The organism is Rhodococcus sp. G6(2025) (assembly GCF_058628105.1).
Map to the genome: position 1 here is coordinate 167,098 of NZ_CP179751.1, position 19,353 is coordinate 186,450.

15 protein-coding genes and 3 pseudogenes are annotated in these 19,353 nt (G+C 65.6%); 4 read left to right on the forward strand and 14 right to left on the reverse strand.

The annotated features are described in order from the left end of the window. Window positions 1–46: 46 nt before the first annotated feature. From ACLIVD_RS37830 to istB, 3 genes are all read left to right on the forward strand, one after another. The gene (locus tag ACLIVD_RS37830) at window positions 47–544 is read left to right on the forward strand and encodes a RidA family protein (RefSeq protein WP_491933513.1); all 498 of its coding nucleotides are present in this window, start codon (window positions 47–49) and stop codon (window positions 542–544) included. Between the two features lie 580 nt (window positions 545–1,124). Beyond that, the gene (gene istA / locus ACLIVD_RS37835) at window positions 1,125–2,660 is read left to right on the forward strand and encodes an IS21 family transposase (RefSeq protein WP_491930691.1); all 1,536 of its coding nucleotides are present in this window, start codon (window positions 1,125–1,127) and stop codon (window positions 2,658–2,660) included. Window positions 2,661–2,749: 89 nt separating this feature from the next. Next, a complete protein-coding gene (istB, locus tag ACLIVD_RS37840; RefSeq protein ID WP_005241291.1) occupies window positions 2,750–3,529 on the forward strand; it encodes an IS21-like element helper ATPase IstB in 780 nt (259 codons plus the stop codon). Window positions 3,530–4,199: 670 nt separating this feature from the next. Here istB and ACLIVD_RS37845 read toward each other — a convergent pair. The 7 genes from ACLIVD_RS37845 to ACLIVD_RS37875 all read right to left on the reverse strand — a co-directional run bounded on the left by ACLIVD_RS37845 (window position 4,200) and on the right by ACLIVD_RS37875 (window position 11,228). Continuing rightward, window positions 4,200–5,258, reverse strand: coding sequence for an alcohol dehydrogenase catalytic domain-containing protein (locus ACLIVD_RS37845; RefSeq protein WP_491933126.1), 1,059 nt, complete (start codon window positions 5,256–5,258; stop codon window positions 4,200–4,202). After that, entirely contained in the window at window positions 5,255–5,569 is a 315-nt protein-coding gene (locus ACLIVD_RS37850; protein WP_491933127.1) for a YciI family protein, read from the reverse strand. Before ACLIVD_RS37850 ends, ACLIVD_RS37845 begins: the two co-directional genes overlap by 4 nt. Further along, the gene (locus ACLIVD_RS37855; protein ID WP_491933128.1) at window positions 5,569–6,948 is read right to left on the reverse strand and encodes an FAD-dependent oxidoreductase; all 1,380 of its coding nucleotides are present in this window, start codon (window positions 6,946–6,948) and stop codon (window positions 5,569–5,571) included. The genes ACLIVD_RS37850 and ACLIVD_RS37855 overlap by 1 nt, the downstream gene beginning before the upstream one ends. Then, window positions 6,935–7,258, reverse strand: a complete 324-nt coding sequence (locus ACLIVD_RS37860; RefSeq protein ID WP_491933129.1) for a hypothetical protein — start codon at window positions 7,256–7,258, stop codon at window positions 6,935–6,937. The genes ACLIVD_RS37855 and ACLIVD_RS37860 overlap by 14 nt, the downstream gene beginning before the upstream one ends. Window positions 7,259–7,290: 32 nt before the next feature. Then, window positions 7,291–8,913: an FAD-dependent oxidoreductase gene (locus tag ACLIVD_RS37865; RefSeq protein ID WP_491933130.1), complete on the reverse strand. Its 1,623-nt coding sequence runs from the start codon at window positions 8,911–8,913 to the stop codon at window positions 7,291–7,293. Then, window positions 8,910–10,277 (reverse strand): MFS transporter, encoded by a 1,368-nt coding sequence (locus tag ACLIVD_RS37870; RefSeq protein WP_491933131.1) that lies wholly within the window; start codon window positions 10,275–10,277, stop codon window positions 8,910–8,912. Before ACLIVD_RS37870 ends, ACLIVD_RS37865 begins: the two co-directional genes overlap by 4 nt. 177 nt (window positions 10,278–10,454) lie before the next feature. Continuing rightward, window positions 10,455–11,228, reverse strand: a complete 774-nt coding sequence (locus ACLIVD_RS37875) for an IclR family transcriptional regulator domain-containing protein (protein WP_491933132.1) — start codon at window positions 11,226–11,228, stop codon at window positions 10,455–10,457. A 93-nt stretch (window positions 11,229–11,321) separates the two neighbouring features. On the opposite strand from ACLIVD_RS37875, the gene ACLIVD_RS37880 reads away from it, so the two are divergent. Continuing rightward, window positions 11,322–12,143: an IclR family transcriptional regulator gene (locus tag ACLIVD_RS37880; protein ID WP_491933133.1), complete on the forward strand. Its 822-nt coding sequence runs from the start codon at window positions 11,322–11,324 to the stop codon at window positions 12,141–12,143. A 75-nt stretch (window positions 12,144–12,218) separates the two neighbouring features. Here ACLIVD_RS37880 and ACLIVD_RS37885 read toward each other — a convergent pair whose 3' ends face one another. The 7 genes and pseudogenes from ACLIVD_RS37885 to ACLIVD_RS37915 all read right to left on the reverse strand — a co-directional run bounded on the left by ACLIVD_RS37885 (window position 12,219) and on the right by ACLIVD_RS37915 (window position 18,334). After that, the gene (locus ACLIVD_RS37885) at window positions 12,219–12,482 is read right to left on the reverse strand and encodes a DUF6308 family protein (RefSeq protein ID WP_491933134.1); all 264 of its coding nucleotides are present in this window, start codon (window positions 12,480–12,482) and stop codon (window positions 12,219–12,221) included. A 228-nt stretch (window positions 12,483–12,710) separates the two neighbouring features. Continuing rightward, window positions 12,711–13,001: pseudogene (locus tag ACLIVD_RS37890) on the reverse strand (ATP-binding protein); the annotation flags it as partial. A gap of 129 nt (window positions 13,002–13,130) precedes the next feature. Continuing rightward, a pseudogene (locus ACLIVD_RS37895) lies at window positions 13,131–14,119 on the reverse strand (tyrosine-type recombinase/integrase). After that, window positions 14,116–15,045 (reverse strand): tyrosine-type recombinase/integrase, encoded by a 930-nt coding sequence (locus ACLIVD_RS37900; RefSeq protein ID WP_491933135.1) that lies wholly within the window; start codon window positions 15,043–15,045, stop codon window positions 14,116–14,118. Before ACLIVD_RS37900 ends, ACLIVD_RS37895 begins: the two are co-directional and overlap by 4 nt. Further along, a complete protein-coding gene (locus ACLIVD_RS37905) occupies window positions 15,042–16,238 on the reverse strand; it encodes a site-specific integrase (RefSeq protein WP_491933136.1) in 1,197 nt (398 codons plus the stop codon). Before ACLIVD_RS37905 ends, ACLIVD_RS37900 begins: the two co-directional genes overlap by 4 nt. Window positions 16,239–16,403: 165 nt before the next feature. Continuing rightward, a pseudogene (locus ACLIVD_RS37910) lies at window positions 16,404–16,961 on the reverse strand (ATP-binding protein); the annotation flags it as partial. Next, a complete protein-coding gene (locus ACLIVD_RS37915; protein ID WP_491933137.1) occupies window positions 16,958–18,334 on the reverse strand; it encodes an IS21/IS408/IS1162 family transposase in 1,377 nt (458 codons plus the stop codon). The pseudogene ACLIVD_RS37910 and the gene ACLIVD_RS37915, both read right to left, overlap by 4 nt. Window positions 18,335–19,353: the final 1,019 nt, after the last annotated feature.

Sequence of the window (19,353 nt, forward strand, 5' to 3'; positions counted from 1 at the left end):
CACAGTGACAGACGCGCAGCACATTCATCAAGGAAAAGACATGGAGATGACAGATACGTACCGAACGACCCCGTCGAATCCACGACGTTGGACAGCCCGACTCGCCGCACTCGGCCTCCAACTCCCACCCGTGGCCGCCCCCGCCGCCGCCTACACCCCAGCACTCCGCACCGGAAACCTCGTCTACACCTCCGGACAGCTGCCGCTCGTGGATGGCTCGTCGGCGTACACCGGCAAAGTCGGAGCCGACACATCCTCCCAAGAGGCCACCGCAGCAGCCCGGATCTGCACACTCAATGCCCTCGCAGCCATCGATGCCCTGGTCGGAATCGATCACATCGTCAAGATCGTCAAAGTCGTCGGATTCGTCTCCTCCAGCCCCGGCTTCAACGGCCAACCAGCGATCCTCAACGGCGCCTCCGAACTCCTGGTCGATATCTTCGGCGATGCCGGAACACACGCACGTTCTGCCGTCGGAGTTGCCGAACTGCCGCGCAACGTCCCCGTCGAGGTCGAGATGATTGTCGAAGTGCGATCGGCCTGAACCCCATCGTGCCCGCCTCTGTGGACTCCACCCCGTCAGGGGAGGACGGGTGGCGTCCGTGCGAATTTGTAGCTCTGCCAAGGAATGACCCATCGGTCACTCGACGGCGCGCACGGGTACTTCCTCGGCGCCGTCGACCCGGGCACCGGCCGATGGTCTCTTTATGACACAGAGCAAGCCGCCCATAAATGTTCCAAAGTCCTCCGCAGCGCCACTCAGAGACAGTTCATTGGAATTCGGTTTGGAACTCCCCGAGGTTCCCGATCCGCATGAAGGCATTGTCGGTGCCCCGGGTCGAGCTTGGTCGATCTCAACCCGACCCGGGCCCTGCGCCTGTCGGCGGACATGAAAAACTGCCCATAGGCGGACACGAAAACGCCCACAGGCGGACGTGAAACTGCCCACTGGCGGACACGGGTTTCTGCCCACTGGCGGACACGAAACTGCCCACCCGGGTCTGTCCGCCTGATACGGCACGTTCGATTTTCTTCCCGATCGCCTCCCCGGATCGGGGCCTCTCCTCGGGTTCGCTCGACGGTGCTACCACGCCGAAAATGCGAGCCACCGAGGAGAGGCCACCGTGAAGTCTGCCAAGGAAGTCATGGAAATTCTTGCTGCCTACGACCTGACGAAGTCCTACCGTGCCGCCGCCGCACTGGCGGGGTGCTCCCATCACACCGTCGCCCGCCTCGTCGCCGAACGCGACACCGCCGATGCGCCGACCCCACCGCGGGAGAAGAGACCGATGCTGATCGACGAATATCTACCGAAAATCGAAGAATGGGTCGAACATTCGAAGGGCCGAGTCCGCGCCGACATCGCCCACGACAAGCTGCTGGCCCTCGGATTCACCGGCACCGAACGCACCACCCGCCGCGCCGTCGCCCGGATCAAACGCGCCTACCGGCTCGGCCACACCAGGGTGCACAGGCCGTGGGTCACCGAACCCGGCCTCTGGTTGCAGTACGACTTCGGTGACGGCCCGGTCGTCGACGGCACCAAGACGGTGCTGCTGTGCGCGTGGCTGGCCTGGTGCCGGCACCGGGTGGTGATCCCGTTGCGCGACCGCACCGCCCCGTCCGTCTACGCGGGCCTGGACCGGACCTTCCGGCGGATCGGTGGTGTCCCGACGTATCTGCTCACCGACAACGAGAAGATGGTCACCACCGAACACATCGCCTCGGTCGCCGTCCGCAACCCGGGTGTGGTCTCCTTCGCCCGGTTCTACGGCCTGGTCGTCAAGACCTGCCTGCCCGCGGACCCGGCCACCAAGGGCGGGGTGGAGAACACCGTCAAGCTGGCCAAGGCCGACCTGGTGCCCACCGACCACAACCTCGCCGCCGAGTACGACAGTTTCGAGGACCTCGAGGCCGCCTGCACGCAGTTCTGCGAGCAGGTCAACACCCGCACCCACCGCACCACCCGCCGCATCCCGGCCGAGATGCTCGCCGAAGAACGCCTCCACCTGCATCCGGTTCCCGCCGCCGCACACACCGTCACCTGGGGAGTGACCCGCATCGTCCCGGACAACACCCCGATGGTCGCGTTCGAGAACGGCCAGTACTCGGTGCCGCACACCCTGCGCGGGCAGACGGTGTTCGTCCGCGCACACGGCGCCGGTGCCGGTGAGCGGATCATCTTCGTCCACCACGGCGACACCGGCCCGGTCGAGGTCGCCCGGCACCGGCGGGCCCGCCCCGGCTCCCCGCAGATCTGCGACGAGCACTTCCCGCCGCCCCCGGCCGGGATCCTCGACCGTCAGCCGATCCCGCGAACCGACGCCGAACGCGCCTTCTGCGACATCGGTGCCGGTGCCCGGCTGTGGTTGTGTGAGGCCGCCGAGGCCGGCACCGGGAAGATCCGCGTAAAGATGGACCACGCGGTGTCGCTGGCGAAACTGCTCGGCGCCGGCCGGGTCGACTGGGCGCTCGGGCACGCCGCCGCCTACGGCCGCTTCGCCGAGGGCGACCTCATGGCGATCCTCGACGCCCACCCCGCCGGCGCCGCCTCGGATCGCACCCACCGGGCCGACGAATCCCGGTCCCTGGCCCAGGGCACCAGCGGCTGGGCCGCCCTCGGTGGCGAGGTTCCCGTCGACGGTGCCACCGAACTCTAGGAACACCGCCCACGCTGACGCGAAAAACTCTGCACCGCAGACTAATCGAGTTCACCGTCCGATTCAACCGGCACCCGAAGGAGACCCTCGTGACCACCGCACCACCGGCGGCGCCGCCGCTGCCGACCGACCTGGAAACCCTGCTGCACCGGCTGCGGCTGCCGCACATCCGCCGCGCCGCTCCCGACGTGCTGGCCACCGCCCGCGCCCAACGGTGGGAACCCGCCGAGGTCCTCAAGGCGCTGCTCACCGAGGAGGCCGCCGGCCGGGAACGCTCGGCACTGGCCACCCGCCGCGCCGCCGCCGCGTTTCCCACCGGCAAGACCTTCGACGCCTGGAAACCGGAACTGTCGTCCATCCCGGCCCCGACCCAGCAGGCGCTACGCACCCTGGAATGGATCGAGCGGCGCGAGAACCTCGTGGTCTGCGGACCCTCGGGAACCGGGAAGACATTCTTCCTCGAGGCCCTCGGCCAGCACGCCGTCGAACGAGGACGGAAGGTGTTGTGGTTCACCCTCGAAGACCTCGGCGCGCTGATCCGCCGGCACCGCGCCGACGACTCGGTCTCGGGTGCCCTGACCAAGCTGCTGCGCGCCGATCTCGTGGTCATTGATGACATCGGCCTGTTGCCGGTGGCCGCCGACGCCGCCGAGGGCCTCTACCGGCTGGTCGACGCCGCCTATGAGAAACGCGCCCTGGCGCTGTCGTCGAATCTTCATCCGGCCGGATTCGACGAGCTGATGCCCAAGACTCTGGCCACCGCCACCGTCGATCGGCTCATGCACCACGCCCACCTGTGTCAGACCAGCGGTAAATCGATCCGGATGAGCCAAGCCCTCGCCGGCACCGGCGTCGACCCACTCACCTGACCACAACACAACACCGTGGGCAGTTTCGTGTCCGCCAGTGGGCAGAAACGGATGTCCGCCAGTGGGCAGAAACGTGTCCGCCTATGGGCAGGTTTCGTGTCCGTCAGTGGGCGGGAACGAATGTCCGTTGACATGCGCCGTCCTCGGCGAAAAGACCTACTCCTTGAGCCACCTGTGATCGAGAGATATCGAATCGGTTGCCTCGGAGCCGGACGACCAGACGCAGCCGCCGTCAACAGGCCGACGCGGCGATAGCCCCGGCCCGGTTCGATGCCCAGACCGGGCCGGGCGCATCCGCACTTCTCACTCAGAACCTGGAGAGCTTCCGTGTTGCTTGCCCCGCTCCAGCCGAACGCCGCTCGAGCATGATCGCGATCGGAGCGCCCGGTAACGCATACACCCGGAAAACGCGAGCGTATAGACGGACCAGACAACCACGACCACATATCCCGCCCGACGAAGAACGAAACGTACGATCATCCGTCCCACACGTACACGAGCAAACCGGGAGCGGACACCGCCCCGTCAACGACTCGGCTATGCGTCTACAAATACTGAGCGAGGAGGATGCCCGAGGAACTAACCATTGCCGTCCGAGTCGCGTTAATATTGCAACTCATTCATCCGCGTGACGACCGCGACAGCGAGGTCCAACCTACCGAATTCGGCCCTAGCCACTGTGCCCGTGCGATACGTTGACGCCTTCGAATGAGATGAGGACTTTGCGAACCACGGCCGGATCCGTGCGCATGACGGACAGCGCCTGCTCAATCTCCTCGAAAGCGAACCGGTGGGTTACCAGAGCGGCGAAGTGCTCCGGGTTGCGTTCGATGAGGCGCAACCCTTCGTCGATCAGGTTCAAGCTGTTCCTACTACCGAGGATGTCGAGTTCTTTCAATGGGATGGCGCGCATCGGGATCGTCACTTCGCGGTCGGAAATTCCCACAGCGACGACGCGCGCGGTCGGAGCGGCGATCTCGACGGCGCCGATGAAGGCGGCTGGTGATCCAGTGGCTTCGATAATCAGTGTGACCGGACGCTCGCTGTCGCCTATTGCACTCGCGATCTCAGACCCAGTTGGGAAGGGGGCGCTCACGTCGATCACGACGGTGCTTGCCGCACCGAACTCCCGGGCGGTATCCGTGCGCGACAGGACTGTGTCGGCGGCGACCACGTCCACGCCGGCCTCGCGGAGCGCAAGCGTCGCGATCAGTCCGATGGGGCCGCAGCCGATGACTAGCGCGAGTTCACCTGCTTGGGGACGGCCCCGTTGCACAGCCTGTAGCGCGATGCTGGCTGGTTCACTGAGTGGAGCAAGTGTGCTGGGCACGGTGTCTGGGACCGAATGGAGAGCGGAGATTGGCACTGCGATGAACTCGGCAAAGGCGCCGTCTTCGTAGCACCCCAGTACTGACACGTCCCGGCAGACGTTGGATCTGCCGACCGAGCATGCGTGACACTTCCCGCAGGTGCGCACCGGCGATACGGCCACGCGTGAGCCGATCTGGAACGCTGGGTGGTCAGAATGGATGGAGGCTACGGTTCCGACAATTTCGTGACCTTGCACGATTGGAAACGGATTCAGGTACTCGCCTTCCCAGATGTGGAAGTCCGTTCCACACAACGTGACATGCTCGACGCGCACCAAGGCGGTACCTCGCTGGACGGCGGGCAGCGGGCGCTCGACGAACTCGATGGTGCGTGGTGCGGTCGTGTTGGCGACCCTCATTTGATGATCCCTTCCAGTCCGAATGCGACGTTCCATCTGCGAACGTCCCGTGTCTCGATTACGCCGGCGCTCCAGAACGGGTCTCCGTCGAGGAGCCGCGCGACTTCTTGTGGTGACCCCATAGAGATGACGAGAAGTGCTCCTGGACTGGCATCGTCTTCCAGCCGACCGCTTGCAGCCAACTGGCCGCGGCCGTGTAGGTCCTCCAGAAAGCGGATGTGGTCTGGGCGCAATGTATCGCGAGCGGTCGCAGTGCCGGGCGTGTACTCATACCGCACGGCGTAAAGCGCAGGAGAGTCCTGTGGGTCCATTAGTGCACCTCCAGTTCAACAGCGGCGGCTGAGAGGGTCAAAATCGCTCCGTCCTTCACGAGGTTCTTCTGAAGAGTGACCGGATCGAGTCGACTGGGCTCGATATCGAGCGCCACGCTCAGAGCAGCTGCCGTTCCTGCGGCTTGGCCAAGTGCCATCACTGTTCCCATATGCCGCATCCCACCCATACCCTCAGCAGTCGCTGAGACGCATCGACCTGTGACGATGACTCCAGGAGCACCGGGCACCAGCAGGGCGCGGTACGGGATTTGAAACGGCGAGTCGGGGATGGTCAGTGAGATACCCACACCATCTGAATGATGGATGTCGAGCGGCCCGCCGCCAAGCGCAATCGCGTCTGGGAATTGCCGACCTGTTCTTATATCTTCGCCCGTCACTACGTACTTCCCGACGACACGCCAGGTTTCGCGGACGCCGATCCAAGACGCGATCGTTCCGAGCTTCGCTCGCTCGAATCCGGGCACGGACTGTCGTAGGAACGGCACGAGGCCATCGATCATCCGGCGCCCGTCAACTTCGGCGAGCGCGAGTTGCGCCTCATCTGTCCCGTCTCTGCCGGACACTCGTGTCATCAGGATGATTGCATCGTCGCCATGAGGGGAGCTCACTACCGATAGCAACTTCTGGGAAAGAACGCCCAGACTGACGCCTTCGACAGCTAGCTGAGCTTTCGCTGCCCTTGTTAGCGACCGGAATCGTGGCATGTCGACATCCACAAGCCGAGCGATCTGGGTCATGGGTTGTCGGGTTCGAGGGTCGGCTCGCTCGTTTTCTCGTCGGCCTCCTGCGCCGACTGCTACCGTGCCGTTTGCGCTGGCATCAACGACAACGCGTGCGCGGAGCGCCTTCCGCGACTCGATACCCTGGTAGACGATTCCTGTGCATGTGCCGTTCTCGATTATCGGTGCGACGGCCTGCGAGTGAAGGTAGAGCTGGACGCCGCTCTGCACGAGCATCTCGTCGAGGACGATCTTCATCACCTCGGGGTCGAACGGAAAGGTGACTACGTCGATTGGGGCGTCACTCGCTTCGGCCAAAACATAGCGGCCGAAGCCCGGCGACGCTTCGCGGGCGAGAATACGTTCGACCAGCTCCATGGCGATGCCGCCAACGATCCGGCGGTTGCGCCAGAAGAAGCCCATGAAGCTCGCCACCATTGCGCCAGTTGCTGTGCCCCCAAGGAATGAGGACCGCTCGACGAGCGCGACTGAGGCGCCTGATCGGGCTGCGGCGATTGCGGCAGCAACACCGGAAGGGCCGCCGCCGACGACGACGACATCGAACTCACCAACTACGCGTACTGCCTCTGCTTCCTGTAGCACGAAGGATGCATTCGAGATGGATTCAAAAGGCGACATTGATCGACCATCCTCCGCCGATAGTGAGCGTTTGGTCTGTGGCGTGGGCGGGTCCTGGGTTACCGAGCGGGGGTGGGGATTCGGCGATCTCGCCAGGTTCCACAAAAAGATCTTGATGCGTGCGCTCCGGGATGCGGCGTTCGGCAACGCGCCGGCTCGTGATCGCATCGGCCACCGTGCGGAGGCGGGTGTTCCCGGGGCTGACAGCATTCATGCGGTTGCCGTACTCAGTCCACTCGAGAGCGAGTGGACAGGTAAGCGAGGTCGTATTTGCGGTGGCCGCCGGATCGACAGCGAGAAGGTCGAACACGGATCCTCCATGTCGGTATGTTGTTCCGGTAGTCATGATGAGGTGGTGGCGACGTAACCGAACCGGTGGGTCGGAGTGAGGGGACCGAAATCGGGCCACTCGAGATCGATGCCGAGGCGAGTGGTGAGCAGCGACTGCAGGTCGGCGATAAGCTCCGGTTTCGCGCGAAGCTCGGCAGGTTCGACGCCTGCACCGAGACAAAATGCGGCGACAGCGCCGGAAGCCTCACCCGCCGACCACTCGACAGGGTGAACACGGTAGGCGCCGTTGGTCAGATGCGTTGTGCCCATGGTTTTCCCGGCAGCGAGAACGTTGCGGACCCGGACCGGGATCAGGCTGCCAAGGGGAATCTGGAAGGGATACGTGTCCAGATCGAGGGTGTTGCGTCCCGACGTCGAGGGGTGCAGGTCCATCCGGTAGGCGCCGATGCCGACCGAATCATCGAAGTGCTCGGCGGAATCGAATCCGTTGCGGGCGGCGACACCGATGTGCTGCTCGGCAACGGTGAACAGTGCCGCGATGCGGCGGCCCTCCCGGATGTATGGCCTCTTCGCAAGGCCGTCTGCGGTTCCGGTGATTTCGGTGTGTGGACGCAACTCCGGATAGCCGACGCCTCCGTCGTGACGCGGCGCCTCCGTTTGCATCCAGTACAGGAAGGATCGGGTGAACTCCCGCGCCTCGTCCAGCGCGGCCTCCCTGTGCTCGGGATCGCCACCGACCAGCGGTAGGCGCATGTAGTCCATCATCGGCCACGCCGCGATCGTGTTGTCCGAGGTCCAGTCGCCGTCCATGTTTTCTGCGGCGAGAACGCGCCGGGCGTGCCACAGGTCGAAGCGGATCCCGGTGGGGCCGGGCGCAGTCACGAACAGCGGCCGGTGGCGGGGTTCGTGCGTGACGTAGTCCGACACCTCCCAGCCCAGCAGCGGGCCGGGCCAGAAGTTCGGCTGATAGCTGCGCCAGAAATCGTAGCTGGTGGGGCGTTCGATGATGTTGTCGGTGTCCGGTGACAGACGCAGGGCCAGCGCCCATGTGATGGCTTGCTGGTCGGTCGGGTCCGGATCTCCGGGCAGTGCGTGGGGCTCACTTGTCTGACTCTGCGACTCGGCGCCGACCACGTGCTCGATCCCGGCGGCGTCGATCAGGTCGCCCAGGTCGGTCGCGTCGATGTAGTAGCCGCCGCTGATCTCCCGCTGTGTTCCGTCGAGCAACTCGACGGTCACCGAATCGACGCGGTCGCCGGTGGTGTCGGCGCGTACCACGCGCGCGTCGCGGATGATTTCGATAAGTCCGCGGCTGCGCCACGGGGCGAGCATTTGCTCGATGACCATTTCCGCCACGAACGGTTCGTGCGAGAGCGGGCCGATGTTCCCGCCCCCGGGGTCGAGGAGGCGCGCGGACCTGGCGTCCGCGGTGAGCGGGTAGTGCTCCGTGTAGAAGGTGCGCACGTTGTTGCGGAAGGTGCGGTAGCTGTGGGTGCATCCCGCGAACTCGATCCACGGATGCTCGTCCGGCGGGATGGCCTGGCTCGACACCTGCCCGCCGAGCCAGTCGCACTCGGAGACGAGCACGCTGCGGATTCCCAGACGGGCGCAGGACAGTGCTGCGCCTATCCCTGCCAGTCCCCCGCCGACGATGACCACACTGTTGGCGCTCATCGGGTTTCGCCCTTGCTGACCAAGTGTTCTTGGAGTGGCGTGGGGGTGTCCGTGTCGTCGTGGTTGACGCCGAGGCGTTGGGTCTCCGGACCGATGAACACGCAGTAGAAGGCCAGTAGGACGAAGCCGAGGAAGAACAGGGCGACTGCCCAGTAGGAGCCGGCGGCGGCGAGCAGTGAGGTGGCAATCAGCGGCGTCAGGCCGGCGATCGGGTCGGAAGCGGTCCGTGCGGTGGTAACCGCACTGCTTCGAACGCGGGTGTCGAAGAGTTCGGCGAGGTAGGCGCCGGATACGGACAAGATCACCTTGACTCCGAAGCCGTAGGCGAGCACGAGGGCGACGACGACCAGCAGGTACGACTCGGTATTCACCATCCAGAAGAACGGGAACGTGAACAGCGCCAGGAAAGCGAGACCACCGAGGTAGACGGGACGGCGACCGTACTTGTCGGCGATCGAGCCGGTGAACGGGATCACGACGAGCCCGACCAGGTTGGCGGCCATGACGCCGGTGAGCCCTACGTGCTTGGGCAGGTCCAGATATGATGCGGTGTAGGCGATCGCGAAGACGTTGAACAACTGCCCACCTACGGCGTCGGCGGACCGTGCGCCGGCGGCGATGAGGAGATTGCGGCGTTGCTCCGACCACAGCCACCGCAACGGCGCCTTGACGATCCGGTTCTCTTCCTTGAGCTTCTCGAACTCGGGAGTTTCGTCGACCTGAGTGCGGATGTAGAGGCCGACGGCGACCAGCGAGAATCCGATGAGGAACGGGATCCGCCATCCCCAGGACTCGAATTTGTCGTCCGGCATCAGTGAGAGCAGAGCGAACATGCCGGTGCCCATCAGGATGCCGAGCGATACGCCCATCGCCGGGAGGCTGGCCATCAGGCCACGGCGCTTGTCGGTGGAGTACTCCGATACCAGCGTGATCGCGCCGCCGTATTCTGCTCCCGCTCCGATGCTCTGAATCAACCGCAGCAACACCAGCAGGACCGGCGCGGCGACGCCGATCGCCTCGTAGGTGGGCAGCAGCCCGACGGCGCCAGTGGCCAGGCCCATCGCCACGAGGCTGAGGATCATCACGCGTTTGCGGCCAAAGGTGTCGCCGAAGCGGCTGAGGATGATGCCGCCGACCGGTTTGAAGAAGAACCCGATGCCGTAGGTCGCGAAAGCGGCAAGCATTCCGGCCAGTGGACTCAGGTCTGGAAAGAAGAGTTTTCCCAACACCAACGTCGCGGCGGTGCCGTAGATGTAGAAGTCGTACCACTCGAGTACGGTGCCGACGACGCTAGATGCCACAGCTTTGCGCTGGCCAGAAGCAGATGCTGGCTCCGCGCCTGTGGGCGGGTTCGGAGTGTTCACGGGCAATGACTCCCTGGATGATCCTGATTGGGTGAGGCGACAGCGGAATCCGAAATCTTGTTTGCGATACGAACGGCTGTCCTCTTGGTGGAACTCAATCTAGAATTCGGGGACGTTGTGTGTCAACCAACAGATCCCCGGCGTGTGTGACGTGGCCCGCGCCGGGCCCTGTTTCACTCAGTTAGTGCGACGAAGACCTGCGGTAATCGCTGCGGCGGCTTCGGAGAGTGCAGGCGCGACGACGTACCGGATGTCGTCTACCGAATATCGACTCTTCTGCAGGGAAACGTTCAGTGCGGCAACGACCACGCCTTCGGGGTCGCGCACGGGAACGGCTGCGGATCGCATCCCCATCTCGAGCTCGTCAGTGACGGTGGACCACCCCTGCTCGACCACGTGGTTCACGTCCGACCGAAGGACTCTGCGATCGACGACGGTGCGGGGCGTGAGTTGCCGGAGAACCACCGTGGCAAAGTACTTGTCACGTTCCTCCGGAGAAAGATGGCCGATCAGGACCCTACCGGAGGCCGTGGCGTGCGCGGGGAAGCGGCTTCCCACCGCGATGGCAGCGGTCACGACCCGCTGGCTCGAAGCGCAGGCGACGCAAAGGATGTCCTCGCCGCTTAGCACTGTGACCGCTACGGTCTCGCCCAGGTCCGCGGCGAGACGGTCGACGCGCGGCTGTGCAACACGAGGGAGATCGTGGGTGGCGAGGTAGGAATGCCCGAACGTCAGCACTAGCGGGGTCAAGGTGAATAGGCGACCATCGAGTTGGAGATAGCCGAGCTCGACCAAGGTGAGCAAAAATCGGCGCGCGGTCCCGCGCGGAAGCCCGACCGAGGCGGCGACACTGGACAGGGTTCGAGCGGGGTGGTCCACGTCGAAACAGCGCAGAACCGCGAAGGCGCGTTCGACAGAGTTGACCGTCACGATGGCGCCGCCGTCGTCCATCCTGCGACTCCACCCCCCGTTCACCGTCTTGCGTCCCGTCCCGGCATGCAGGCGCGTTTGACCCCGTAACGGCGGAACAAGCACACTATACCGGTGCCATTGAATGAAATCTCTTCCGGTGACCGGAGCGCCGTGGTGTCGAAGGCCGCCGCTGTGCTGTTCGCGTTCACGTCAGACCATCCGGAACTACCCCTGCGAGACGTAGCTAAGCGGGCGGGCCTGGCGTCGAGCACGACGCGACGGCTCCTAGTTCAACTCGCAGAGGTCGGTCTGATCTCACAGCAGCCCGCAACCCAGCGCTACCGCCTTAGCCTTCAGCTGGCGCGGCTAGGAGCCGTTGCCCTCAGCGCTTTCGACATTGTCGAACTCGCTCGTCCTGCCATGGCCGACCTCAGGGACAAGGTCGGTGAGGCCTCGATCCTCGGCAGGTTGAGCGGCAGCGGCGTCGTCTACCTCGCCGTCTCCGATGCGGCGACCCCGATCCGCATCGCAATCCAGGCCGGCGACATCCGCCCGGCCCACGGATCGTCAATCGGCAAGGTCATGCTTGCAGCGATGACCAGCTCGGAACTCGACGCCTGGCTCGCCGCCCATGAGTTGACGCCGGTGACCCCGAACGCGCACACCACCGAGGACTCGCTGCAGCTCGATCTCGCCGATGTGCGACGGCGCGGCTACGCCCTCAACTACCGCGAGTCGAGCCTCGAGTTCGCCTCCGTCGCCGCCCCGATCTATGACCACACCGGCACCGTCGTCGCGGCACTGTCAATCGTTGGCCCGGCATACCGCATCCACCCCGAGCAGCTCACCGAGGTAGCGAGCGATGTGATCGCGGCAGCATCCAGGGTCACTGATGCCCTCGGAGGAGAACGCGTCGCCGCTCCGACACACCTACCCCAGCCACCGACAACTTAGATCGCCGGCCAACCCGTGGCCGGGCAGGCATGTGGGGCGAGCGGGTCCGGTTCGTCGACCGCGGCAGAAGGGCGTTCAGCGCCTCGGCCCTGGGTGTCGAGGATCTCCCGCGCCGCCTTCGGTGAGACCTGCACGGACAGGAACACCCGCCGCAACCAGATCGTCCGCGGTGAACCGGTCCGCCTCCCCGGCCCGATTACCGGTGCTGGGCCAGGAGTCGAAGTGCGCGCCGACGTAGGCGGCATCGCCCAAATACGGGCGGTCGTAATACTTGGTCAGTGCCTCGATCGCCGCAGCATCCGAGTCCGACGCGAGGGTGGTCGGCAGCCGGAATGTCATACCTCGCACCCTCTCACCCTCTCACCCCCACGCGCCGGCGACCGGGAACCGAGCCGAGGTGGTCGCTACGCGCCGGGCCCGGAATCAGGGGCGGTGTCGGCCGCGGCTGTCTCGGGCAGAAGCGTGCGCGCCTTCTCTGCCAGGTCCGGAAGGCCGAGCGCACCTCTGACGACGCTCGGCGAAAGTGCTCAGACTTGCTCGGTGAATGTGCCCACCTGTGAGCGGTGATTACTGTAGCGGTTGGCGGGGTGTGGTGGTGGCTTTGCGGAGGTTTTCGGAGCGGGCGTGATGATCCCGAAGGCGGTAGGAGTCCCCGTCCAGGTTGAGCACCACGGACCGGTGCAGGAGCCGGTCGAGCATGGCCGCGGCGACGGTGGTGTCACCGAGGACCTGACCCCACTCGCCGACACTGCGGTTTGTCGTCATGATGATCGAGGTCTTCAAATACCGTTGCGTGACAACCTGAAACAGCGCCGACGCCGCCTCGCCGGGCAACGGGAGATAGCCCAGTTCGTCGACCTATGCCGACGTCGGCATAGGTCGACCTATGCCGAGTCGGTAACTATGCCGAGGTGCGGGTGCGGTGATGTGAACTGCTCTGCCGTGGTGGGCTTCTGGCTGACATGGGAGGACTGTGGGTCGGCATTATTACAGGCCTTCCAGGAATGCCAGCAGGCGTCGTTGGGGCGGTAGCGCCCAGGGGGCGTGGCGGTTTGGGCGGTGAGTTCTAGGGCCCGCTGTTTGATGGTCATGTCGGCGTGGAGATAGACGTTCGTCGAGCGGATGTCGCTGTGGCCGAGCCAGAGCGCGATGACCGCGGTATCCACGCCTGCTCGGAGAAGCGACATGGCGCAGCTGTGGCGCAGAACGTGGGGGTGCAGCTTGTCTGCCCGGATCGAGGGGCATTGTTGGGCGGCGGTGACGGCATGTTCGTGGACGAGACGCTGAACGGCGTCAGTGCTCAGGCGTCGTCCCGTGCGGGTAGGGAATAGTGGCTCGTCGGGTCGACCGGCGCGTTCGGCCATCCAGACGCAAACAACGGATTGGGTGGCCGAGGTCAATGGAATGGCCCGGTGCTTGCGGCCTTTGCCGACGCATCGGACATTCGCGCCGGCACCGAGAGTGATATCGGCGCAGTCCAGGCCGGTCAGCTCGGAGACTCGAAGGCCGGTCTGGAGGGCCAGCAGCAGCAGCGCCCGATCGCGGCGACCTTCCCATCGGCCGCGATCGGGCGCGGCGATGACAGCGTCGATCTCTGCTGCGGTGAGGAACGATACGAGCTGCTTGTCGAACCGCTGGGAGGGGATGGCGAGGACCCGTTGGATCAGTGCGGCGTGCTCGGGGTGGCGCAGTGCCGCGTAGGTGAACAGCGACCGGATCGCGGTCAGTCGCAGGTTGCGGGTTCTCGGGCTGTTGTGACGCTCGGTTTCGAGGTGATCGAGGAACGCGACGATCGTCTCGGTGTCGAGGCCTTCCCAGCTCAAGGCGCTGGGCTTCTTGCCGGTTGTCTCCTGCACGAACACGAACAGCAGCTTGAGCGAATCTCGATAGGAGGCGATCGTGCGTGGGCTGACCCGGCGTTGTTTAACCAGGCGGTCGATGAAGAAGCTCTGCAGGGTGGGAGCGATCGGACTCATCGGCTCATCACCTCCCGCGACAGCTCGAGCCGACCGGCCGCCAGTACGAGCAGTTCGGGCTGCGCGGACATATACCAGTAGGTGGAGCGCGGATCTCGATGCCCCAAGTAGGTCGACAGGGTCTGCAGTCGGGCTTCGACGTCCTCGCCCGCTCTATACCACCCGAGAAGGGTGCGCACCGCGAATGTGTGGCGTAGGTCGTGGATTCGTGGTGGGCGTTCGGCTTCGCCGCCGATTCCGGCGTCGTCGCAGAGCCGCCGGAAGTTCTGCTGGACGAGCTGGTAGATCAGTCTGGTTCCGGCCATCGAGACGAAGAAGCTCGGGGCGGTTGTCGGCGGACAGATCCGATCGCGAGTCCGGGCGTAGTGGTCGAGCGCGGTGAGTGTGGACGCGTGCACGGGAACCAGTCTAGTTTTGCCGAACTTCGACTCTCGGATCGTCAATACCGCATCGGCCCAGTCGATATCGCCGCGATCGAGCCGGATCGCTTCCCCGACCCGCATGCCGGTTACCGCCAGCAGCCCGATCAGGGTTTCGTGGGTGGCCGCGGGTAGCGGCCGACGTAAACGCCGGGCCCCGGCCATCAGAGTGTCGATGTCTGTCGGGCTGTAGATGAACGGCGGACGCCACCGTCGCCGATTCGGGAGAAGCCCCGGTGGCGGCACCTCGGTGCCGGCATCGATTCCGGCCATGTAGCGGGCGAATCCGCGGGCGATGGTCATCCGCCGCGGCCCGATAGTGGTGTTCGGGTCGACGTCGGGGCCCTGCGCCCAGGCGAGGGCCGCCGCGATGGTGACCGTGGGGACGCCTGTGGCATCGAGGTAGTCGACGAACCGGGGCAGCTGGCGGTGGTATGCGGCCAGGTCGTGGCCCAGGCTGTTGCGCAGCCGCAGGTAGTCCCCGGCGGCGTCGGCGAGGGCGCTCATCGCGCTGCTCCGGGCCAGGGTGCGGCGATCGTCCGCAAGGTGTCGAAGTCGACCTTGGCGTAGATGGCCGTCGTGGCAAGATCGCGATGCCGCAACACCTGGCTCACGTCGACGAGTTTGGCTCCCCGCCGCAGCATCTCCGTTGCCAGCGAATGCCGTAGCCGGTGTGCGCCCACTCGGGGCAGGCCGGCACGATCACAGGCGCGGTGGGTGACGTCGCTGACCAGGCCCGGTGTGATGGCACGCGTCGGCGCCTTGCATGTCACGAAGATCTGCCGGAGCCTCGTCTCCGGACGTGCCTGTGACAAGTACGCGGCCAAGGCTTCGCCGACGTCGGTTGGCAAAGGCATTCCGTCTTCGCGAGACGCCTTGCCCCTCAGTACGACTTGCCCGGTCCGCCAGTCGATGTCGCTCAGTCCCAGCCGCGCCACTTCCACCGACCGCAAGCTCAGTCGGGCAACCAGCATGAGCATCGCGAAGTCTCGGATGCCCGTGGGGTCGGTCCGGTCGCAGCTGTCGAGTAGCCGCTGCACGTCCGCGGCAGCGATTCCTTTGGGGATACCCGTGTCGTGCCAGCCGGCTACCGGCGGCAAGGCCGTGGCAAGCGGTCGGGGCGTCAGGCCGGCCAGATACAGGAACTTCAGCAGCGACCGCAGCTCCGCCACACGCCCCGTGGTCGAGCCGACGCTGAGGCGACCGCTTTCCCGCAAGAGGAACGCGACAACGTCTGCCCCGGTGAGGCTTCCGACCCAGTCACTGTCTTCGGTTACCCGCTGCGACAAGAACGAAAGCGCCAGCTTCGAGTAACGCAAAACCGTGGCATCCGCCAACCCTCGATCGGCGACGAGCCAATTGCGGTAGCGCTCGACCAACTCATCGACCGGTGTCGTCGGCGCTGCGGCCCCGACCAGCACACCCACATGTTCCAGATAATCCAGCAGTGGATCCAACCCACGCGGCCCCGGCACGCAGCGCATTCCGGCGGCGCCGCACGCACTGCGGAACTCTGCGGCCACGACCCGGTCGAGGTCTCCGGGCGAGAGGTCTCGCACATCCATCCACCGGCCGAGATCGCCCGCGATGGCCAGCATGTTCACGACCGTGCCTCGCGTGTATCCCAGCCCCACCAGCCACGCTGTATAGCCCTCGATATAGGGCCCCATCCGGCCGGGCTTCCTTCTCGTAGCGGTCATGACCCGCCTCCATTCCCGGAGCACCGTGCTCCGACAAAAGAAGCGTCAACCCGCCGACGAGACTATGTCGACCCGTTCGAGCATTCACCACCAAAAACCGCCACCACGCCAAGGCAGTTCACATCACCGCTCCCGCACCTCGGCATAGTTACCGACTCGGCATAGATCGACGACCAGCAGGGTGGGGCCGGCGAAGAACCGCATCGTCGTCGCCCACCGGCCCTCGATCGCGGCCCGGTGGCAGCGGGCGGCGAGGTCCGCGGCGGTGGTGAAGTAGGTGCGGTAGCCGGCGTGCACCGCGGCCCGCGCCAGCCCGACCGCGAGGTGTGTCTTGCCGACCCCCGGCGGGCCGATGAGGAGGAGGTTCGTCGCGGTTTCGAGGTAGCGGCAGGTCCCGAGCTCGGCGATCAGCGTCCGGTCGAGGCCCGCGGCGGCGTCGAAGTCGAAGTCCTCGAGCGACGCTGGTGTCGGCAGGCACGCAAACCGCAATCGTCCGGCGAGTCGGCGGGCCGCGGTAGCGTCGACCTCGATCGAGAGCAACTCCTCCAGGGTGGCGGTCATCGACAGGTTGGTTTGTTGCGCGCGGTCGAGGACCGCGGGCAGGGCTTCGGCGGCGTCGTGGAGTTTGAGTACCGCCAGGTGTCCGCGCAGGCGTTGGTAGAGGCTGGCCGCCTCGGCGGTGTTCGGCGCCGGAACCGTATCGGGGATGGGTGTGGTGGTCATGCGAGGGTGTTCCTTCCGTGGGCGGCCCGCTCGTAGGTGGACAGGTCGATGACCGTCGATGTCGTTGTGGCCGAGGGTTCGACCGCACTCGATGTTGTGGTGGTGGTTCCGGTGGTGGTGCGGCGCAACATGTCCGCGGCCTCGATCGCGGCGGGTCCGGGTGGGATGCGTTCTTTCCGGCGGTGTGGGCGCCCGGCGGACCCGGCGGCGGCCATGGCCACTTGCTCGAGCGCGTAGACATGACCGTGGTCGCGGACGATCACCCCGGCGCCGTCCGGGGCGAGGCGGTGGCGGGCGATGGTGATCTGGGCGGTGGTGACGATGTCGATCACCTCCGATCCGAGGACTTGGGTGACGGTGACCTGCGCCGACGCCAGCTCCGGGGGCACCGAGTACCGGTTGCCGCGGTAGGACACCAGCGCCTGCCGGGATGTGGTCCGGGGTTCGGTGAGGATCGCCGGGTACGGCGTGGCCGGCAGCGCGGTCAACGGTTCGGCGGCCGCCACCGTAGCCACCGATGCCTTGCCGTTGGCGGTGGCCCGCATCCGGGTGTCGCCCCGCAGCCGGCAGAATTCGTCCACGCGTTGTTGGGCCTGTTCGACGGTGACGTCGTCCGGCAGGGTGCGCCACCATCGTTGGGCGGCAGTATGATTGGCCTTCTCGACCACCCCTTTGCGGTTCCCGGCTTTGGGTGGGCAGATCGCCACCGAGACGCCGTAGTGCTTCGCGACGCCGGCGAAGCTCGCGGTCACCCGGCCCGACTCGGGATGGCAGACGGTGGCCATCCGATCGAACCGCCACACCCTCGTCACGCCGTCGAGCTTGCGGCTGACCCGGTCGAGGCCGTCGACGAGGTGCGGTTGGGTCATCGCCGGTGCCAGGATCCCGCGCCAGCGCCCCGAATGCGCCAGGGAGCCGACCAGCAGGTGCGCCATCCCGCCCCAGCCCCAGGAGGCGGGTGGATTCGGCAGATCGACCCAGTCCCACTGAGTTTCCTCGCCGGGCGGATGGGCGATTATCGCGTTCGCCCGGTCGGTGGCGTTCGCGCAGGCCTCGCATACCGGGCGGAGTTTGCGGTCGCGGATCTGCCGGGTCAGCGTCGGATACGACAACCGGTAGCCGAGATCCTCGAGCTCGTCGCACAGGGTGCGGGCCCACAGGTGCGGGTCCTCCCGCAGCCGGCAGGTGACGTACTCGACGAACGGTTCGAACGGGTCCTCACGTGCGGGTTTGCGGATACCGGGGGTGGTGACGCCGTTGATGTAGTTGCGGATGGTGCGGCGGTTTCGTCCGGTGTGTCGGGCGATCGCCGAGATCGTCCAGCCCTGTTTGTGCAGTGCGTGTACTTCCACGTCTTCCTCCCATGTCAGCATGAGATGCGGGTCTCCCTCGAATCGCTGGTGTGTGGTCAGAGACCACCAGCATCGAGGGAGACCCGCCCTCATCGGCGGAGCCACACGGGTGAGCACTTTCGGTAAGCAGAACTGAGCATTTTCAGCGAGCGCCGTCACCTCGCCAATCACCGTAGGCCCCCGGGCGAGTTCCTCGTCCACCGGGCCACGAACCGGGCGATCTCGTCGGCGGTCAGGATCTTCCCGAGCGGCGGCGTGGTTGCTGCATTCCCGGTCATGGCGTCTCCCCCATTGTCTGAGCTGACTGGACGTCGTGCGGACAGTATCGCGTTGCGGGCGTGGCACTTCGGACGTCACAGGGACGTGTCCTCTGCCCAGTTCAGTGATAGGAATGCGCGGTGATCGATGCGCACAAAGGATGGCCTGACGGCGGGTGCACTACCACTCGCTTCTTCGACGGCATTGACCGCTGGAGGACTTCGAACCCGCCGCCCGGACCCCCAGTTCGTGCCGTGGCGCGTCTGCAGCTTGGCCACTTCAGGCGCCCGCACCAGGCTCAGTGACGGCACTGCATGCGCGCACGGCCACGGTCATCGCCCTTATGTCGCCGTCCTTTCTGGCGGTCATGTCTCAGAGGGAGACGAGGACGGCGTCGCTGCGCTTGGGCGCGCCTTTTTCGACTTACTCACCTGCTGGGCTCCATCGCCTCGTACCTGCCGCACCTCGTCGAGACCAGAACCGGACCAGACCTCGACCACACAAGAGACGCGCCGTTTCGCCACACTGCACAAGCAGGCCTCCAGGTTGGCCAAGACACTGATGGAATCCTGCATGCCAGCGTGGTTTGTGGATGAATGTCGCTGACTCCAGAGCGGTGCGACACCGACCTTGGCGGGGTGAGGAAGCTGACGGTTACGCCGCCACCGATGAGCGCTTCCTATGACGTGCTTGTGCGTGAACTACGATCGAGTGCCGCAATCGCGGACAGACCATAGATTCTCTCCGAAGAGGTGATACCGCGCTGAAGTCGGGCCACTTCG

Bases quoted from the DNA above. Each gene is read 5' to 3' on its own strand.
- ACLIVD_RS37850 (WP_491933127.1), bottom strand. From the start codon at position 5,569: ATGGACCCACAGGACTCTCCTGCGCTTTACGCCGTGCGGTATGAGTAC.
- ACLIVD_RS37875 (WP_491933132.1), bottom strand. From the start codon at position 11,228: ATGGACGACGGCGGCGCCATCGTGACGGTCAACTCTGTCGAACGCGCC.
- ACLIVD_RS37830 (WP_491933513.1), top strand. From the start codon at position 47: ATGACAGATACGTACCGAACGACCCCGTCGAATCCACGACGTTGGACA.
- ACLIVD_RS37900 (WP_491933135.1), bottom strand. From the start codon at position 15,045: ATGAGCGCCCTCGCCGACGCCGCCGGGGACTACCTGCGGCTGCGCAAC.
- ACLIVD_RS37885 (WP_491933134.1), bottom strand. From the start codon at position 12,482: ATGACATTCCGGCTGCCGACCACCCTCGCGTCGGACTCGGATGCTGCG.
- ACLIVD_RS37905 (WP_491933136.1), bottom strand. From the start codon at position 16,238: ATGACCGCTACGAGAAGGAAGCCCGGCCGGATGGGGCCCTATATCGAG.
- ACLIVD_RS37865 (WP_491933130.1), bottom strand. From the start codon at position 8,913: ATGAGCGCCAACAGTGTGGTCATCGTCGGCGGGGGACTGGCAGGGATA.
- ACLIVD_RS37855 (WP_491933128.1), bottom strand. From the start codon at position 6,948: ATGTCGCCTTTTGAATCCATCTCGAATGCATCCTTCGTGCTACAGGAA.
- ACLIVD_RS37845 (WP_491933126.1), bottom strand. From the start codon at position 5,258: ATGAGGGTCGCCAACACGACCGCACCACGCACCATCGAGTTCGTCGAG.
- ACLIVD_RS37915 (WP_491933137.1), bottom strand. From the start codon at position 18,334: ATGCTGACATGGGAGGAAGACGTGGAAGTACACGCACTGCACAAACAG.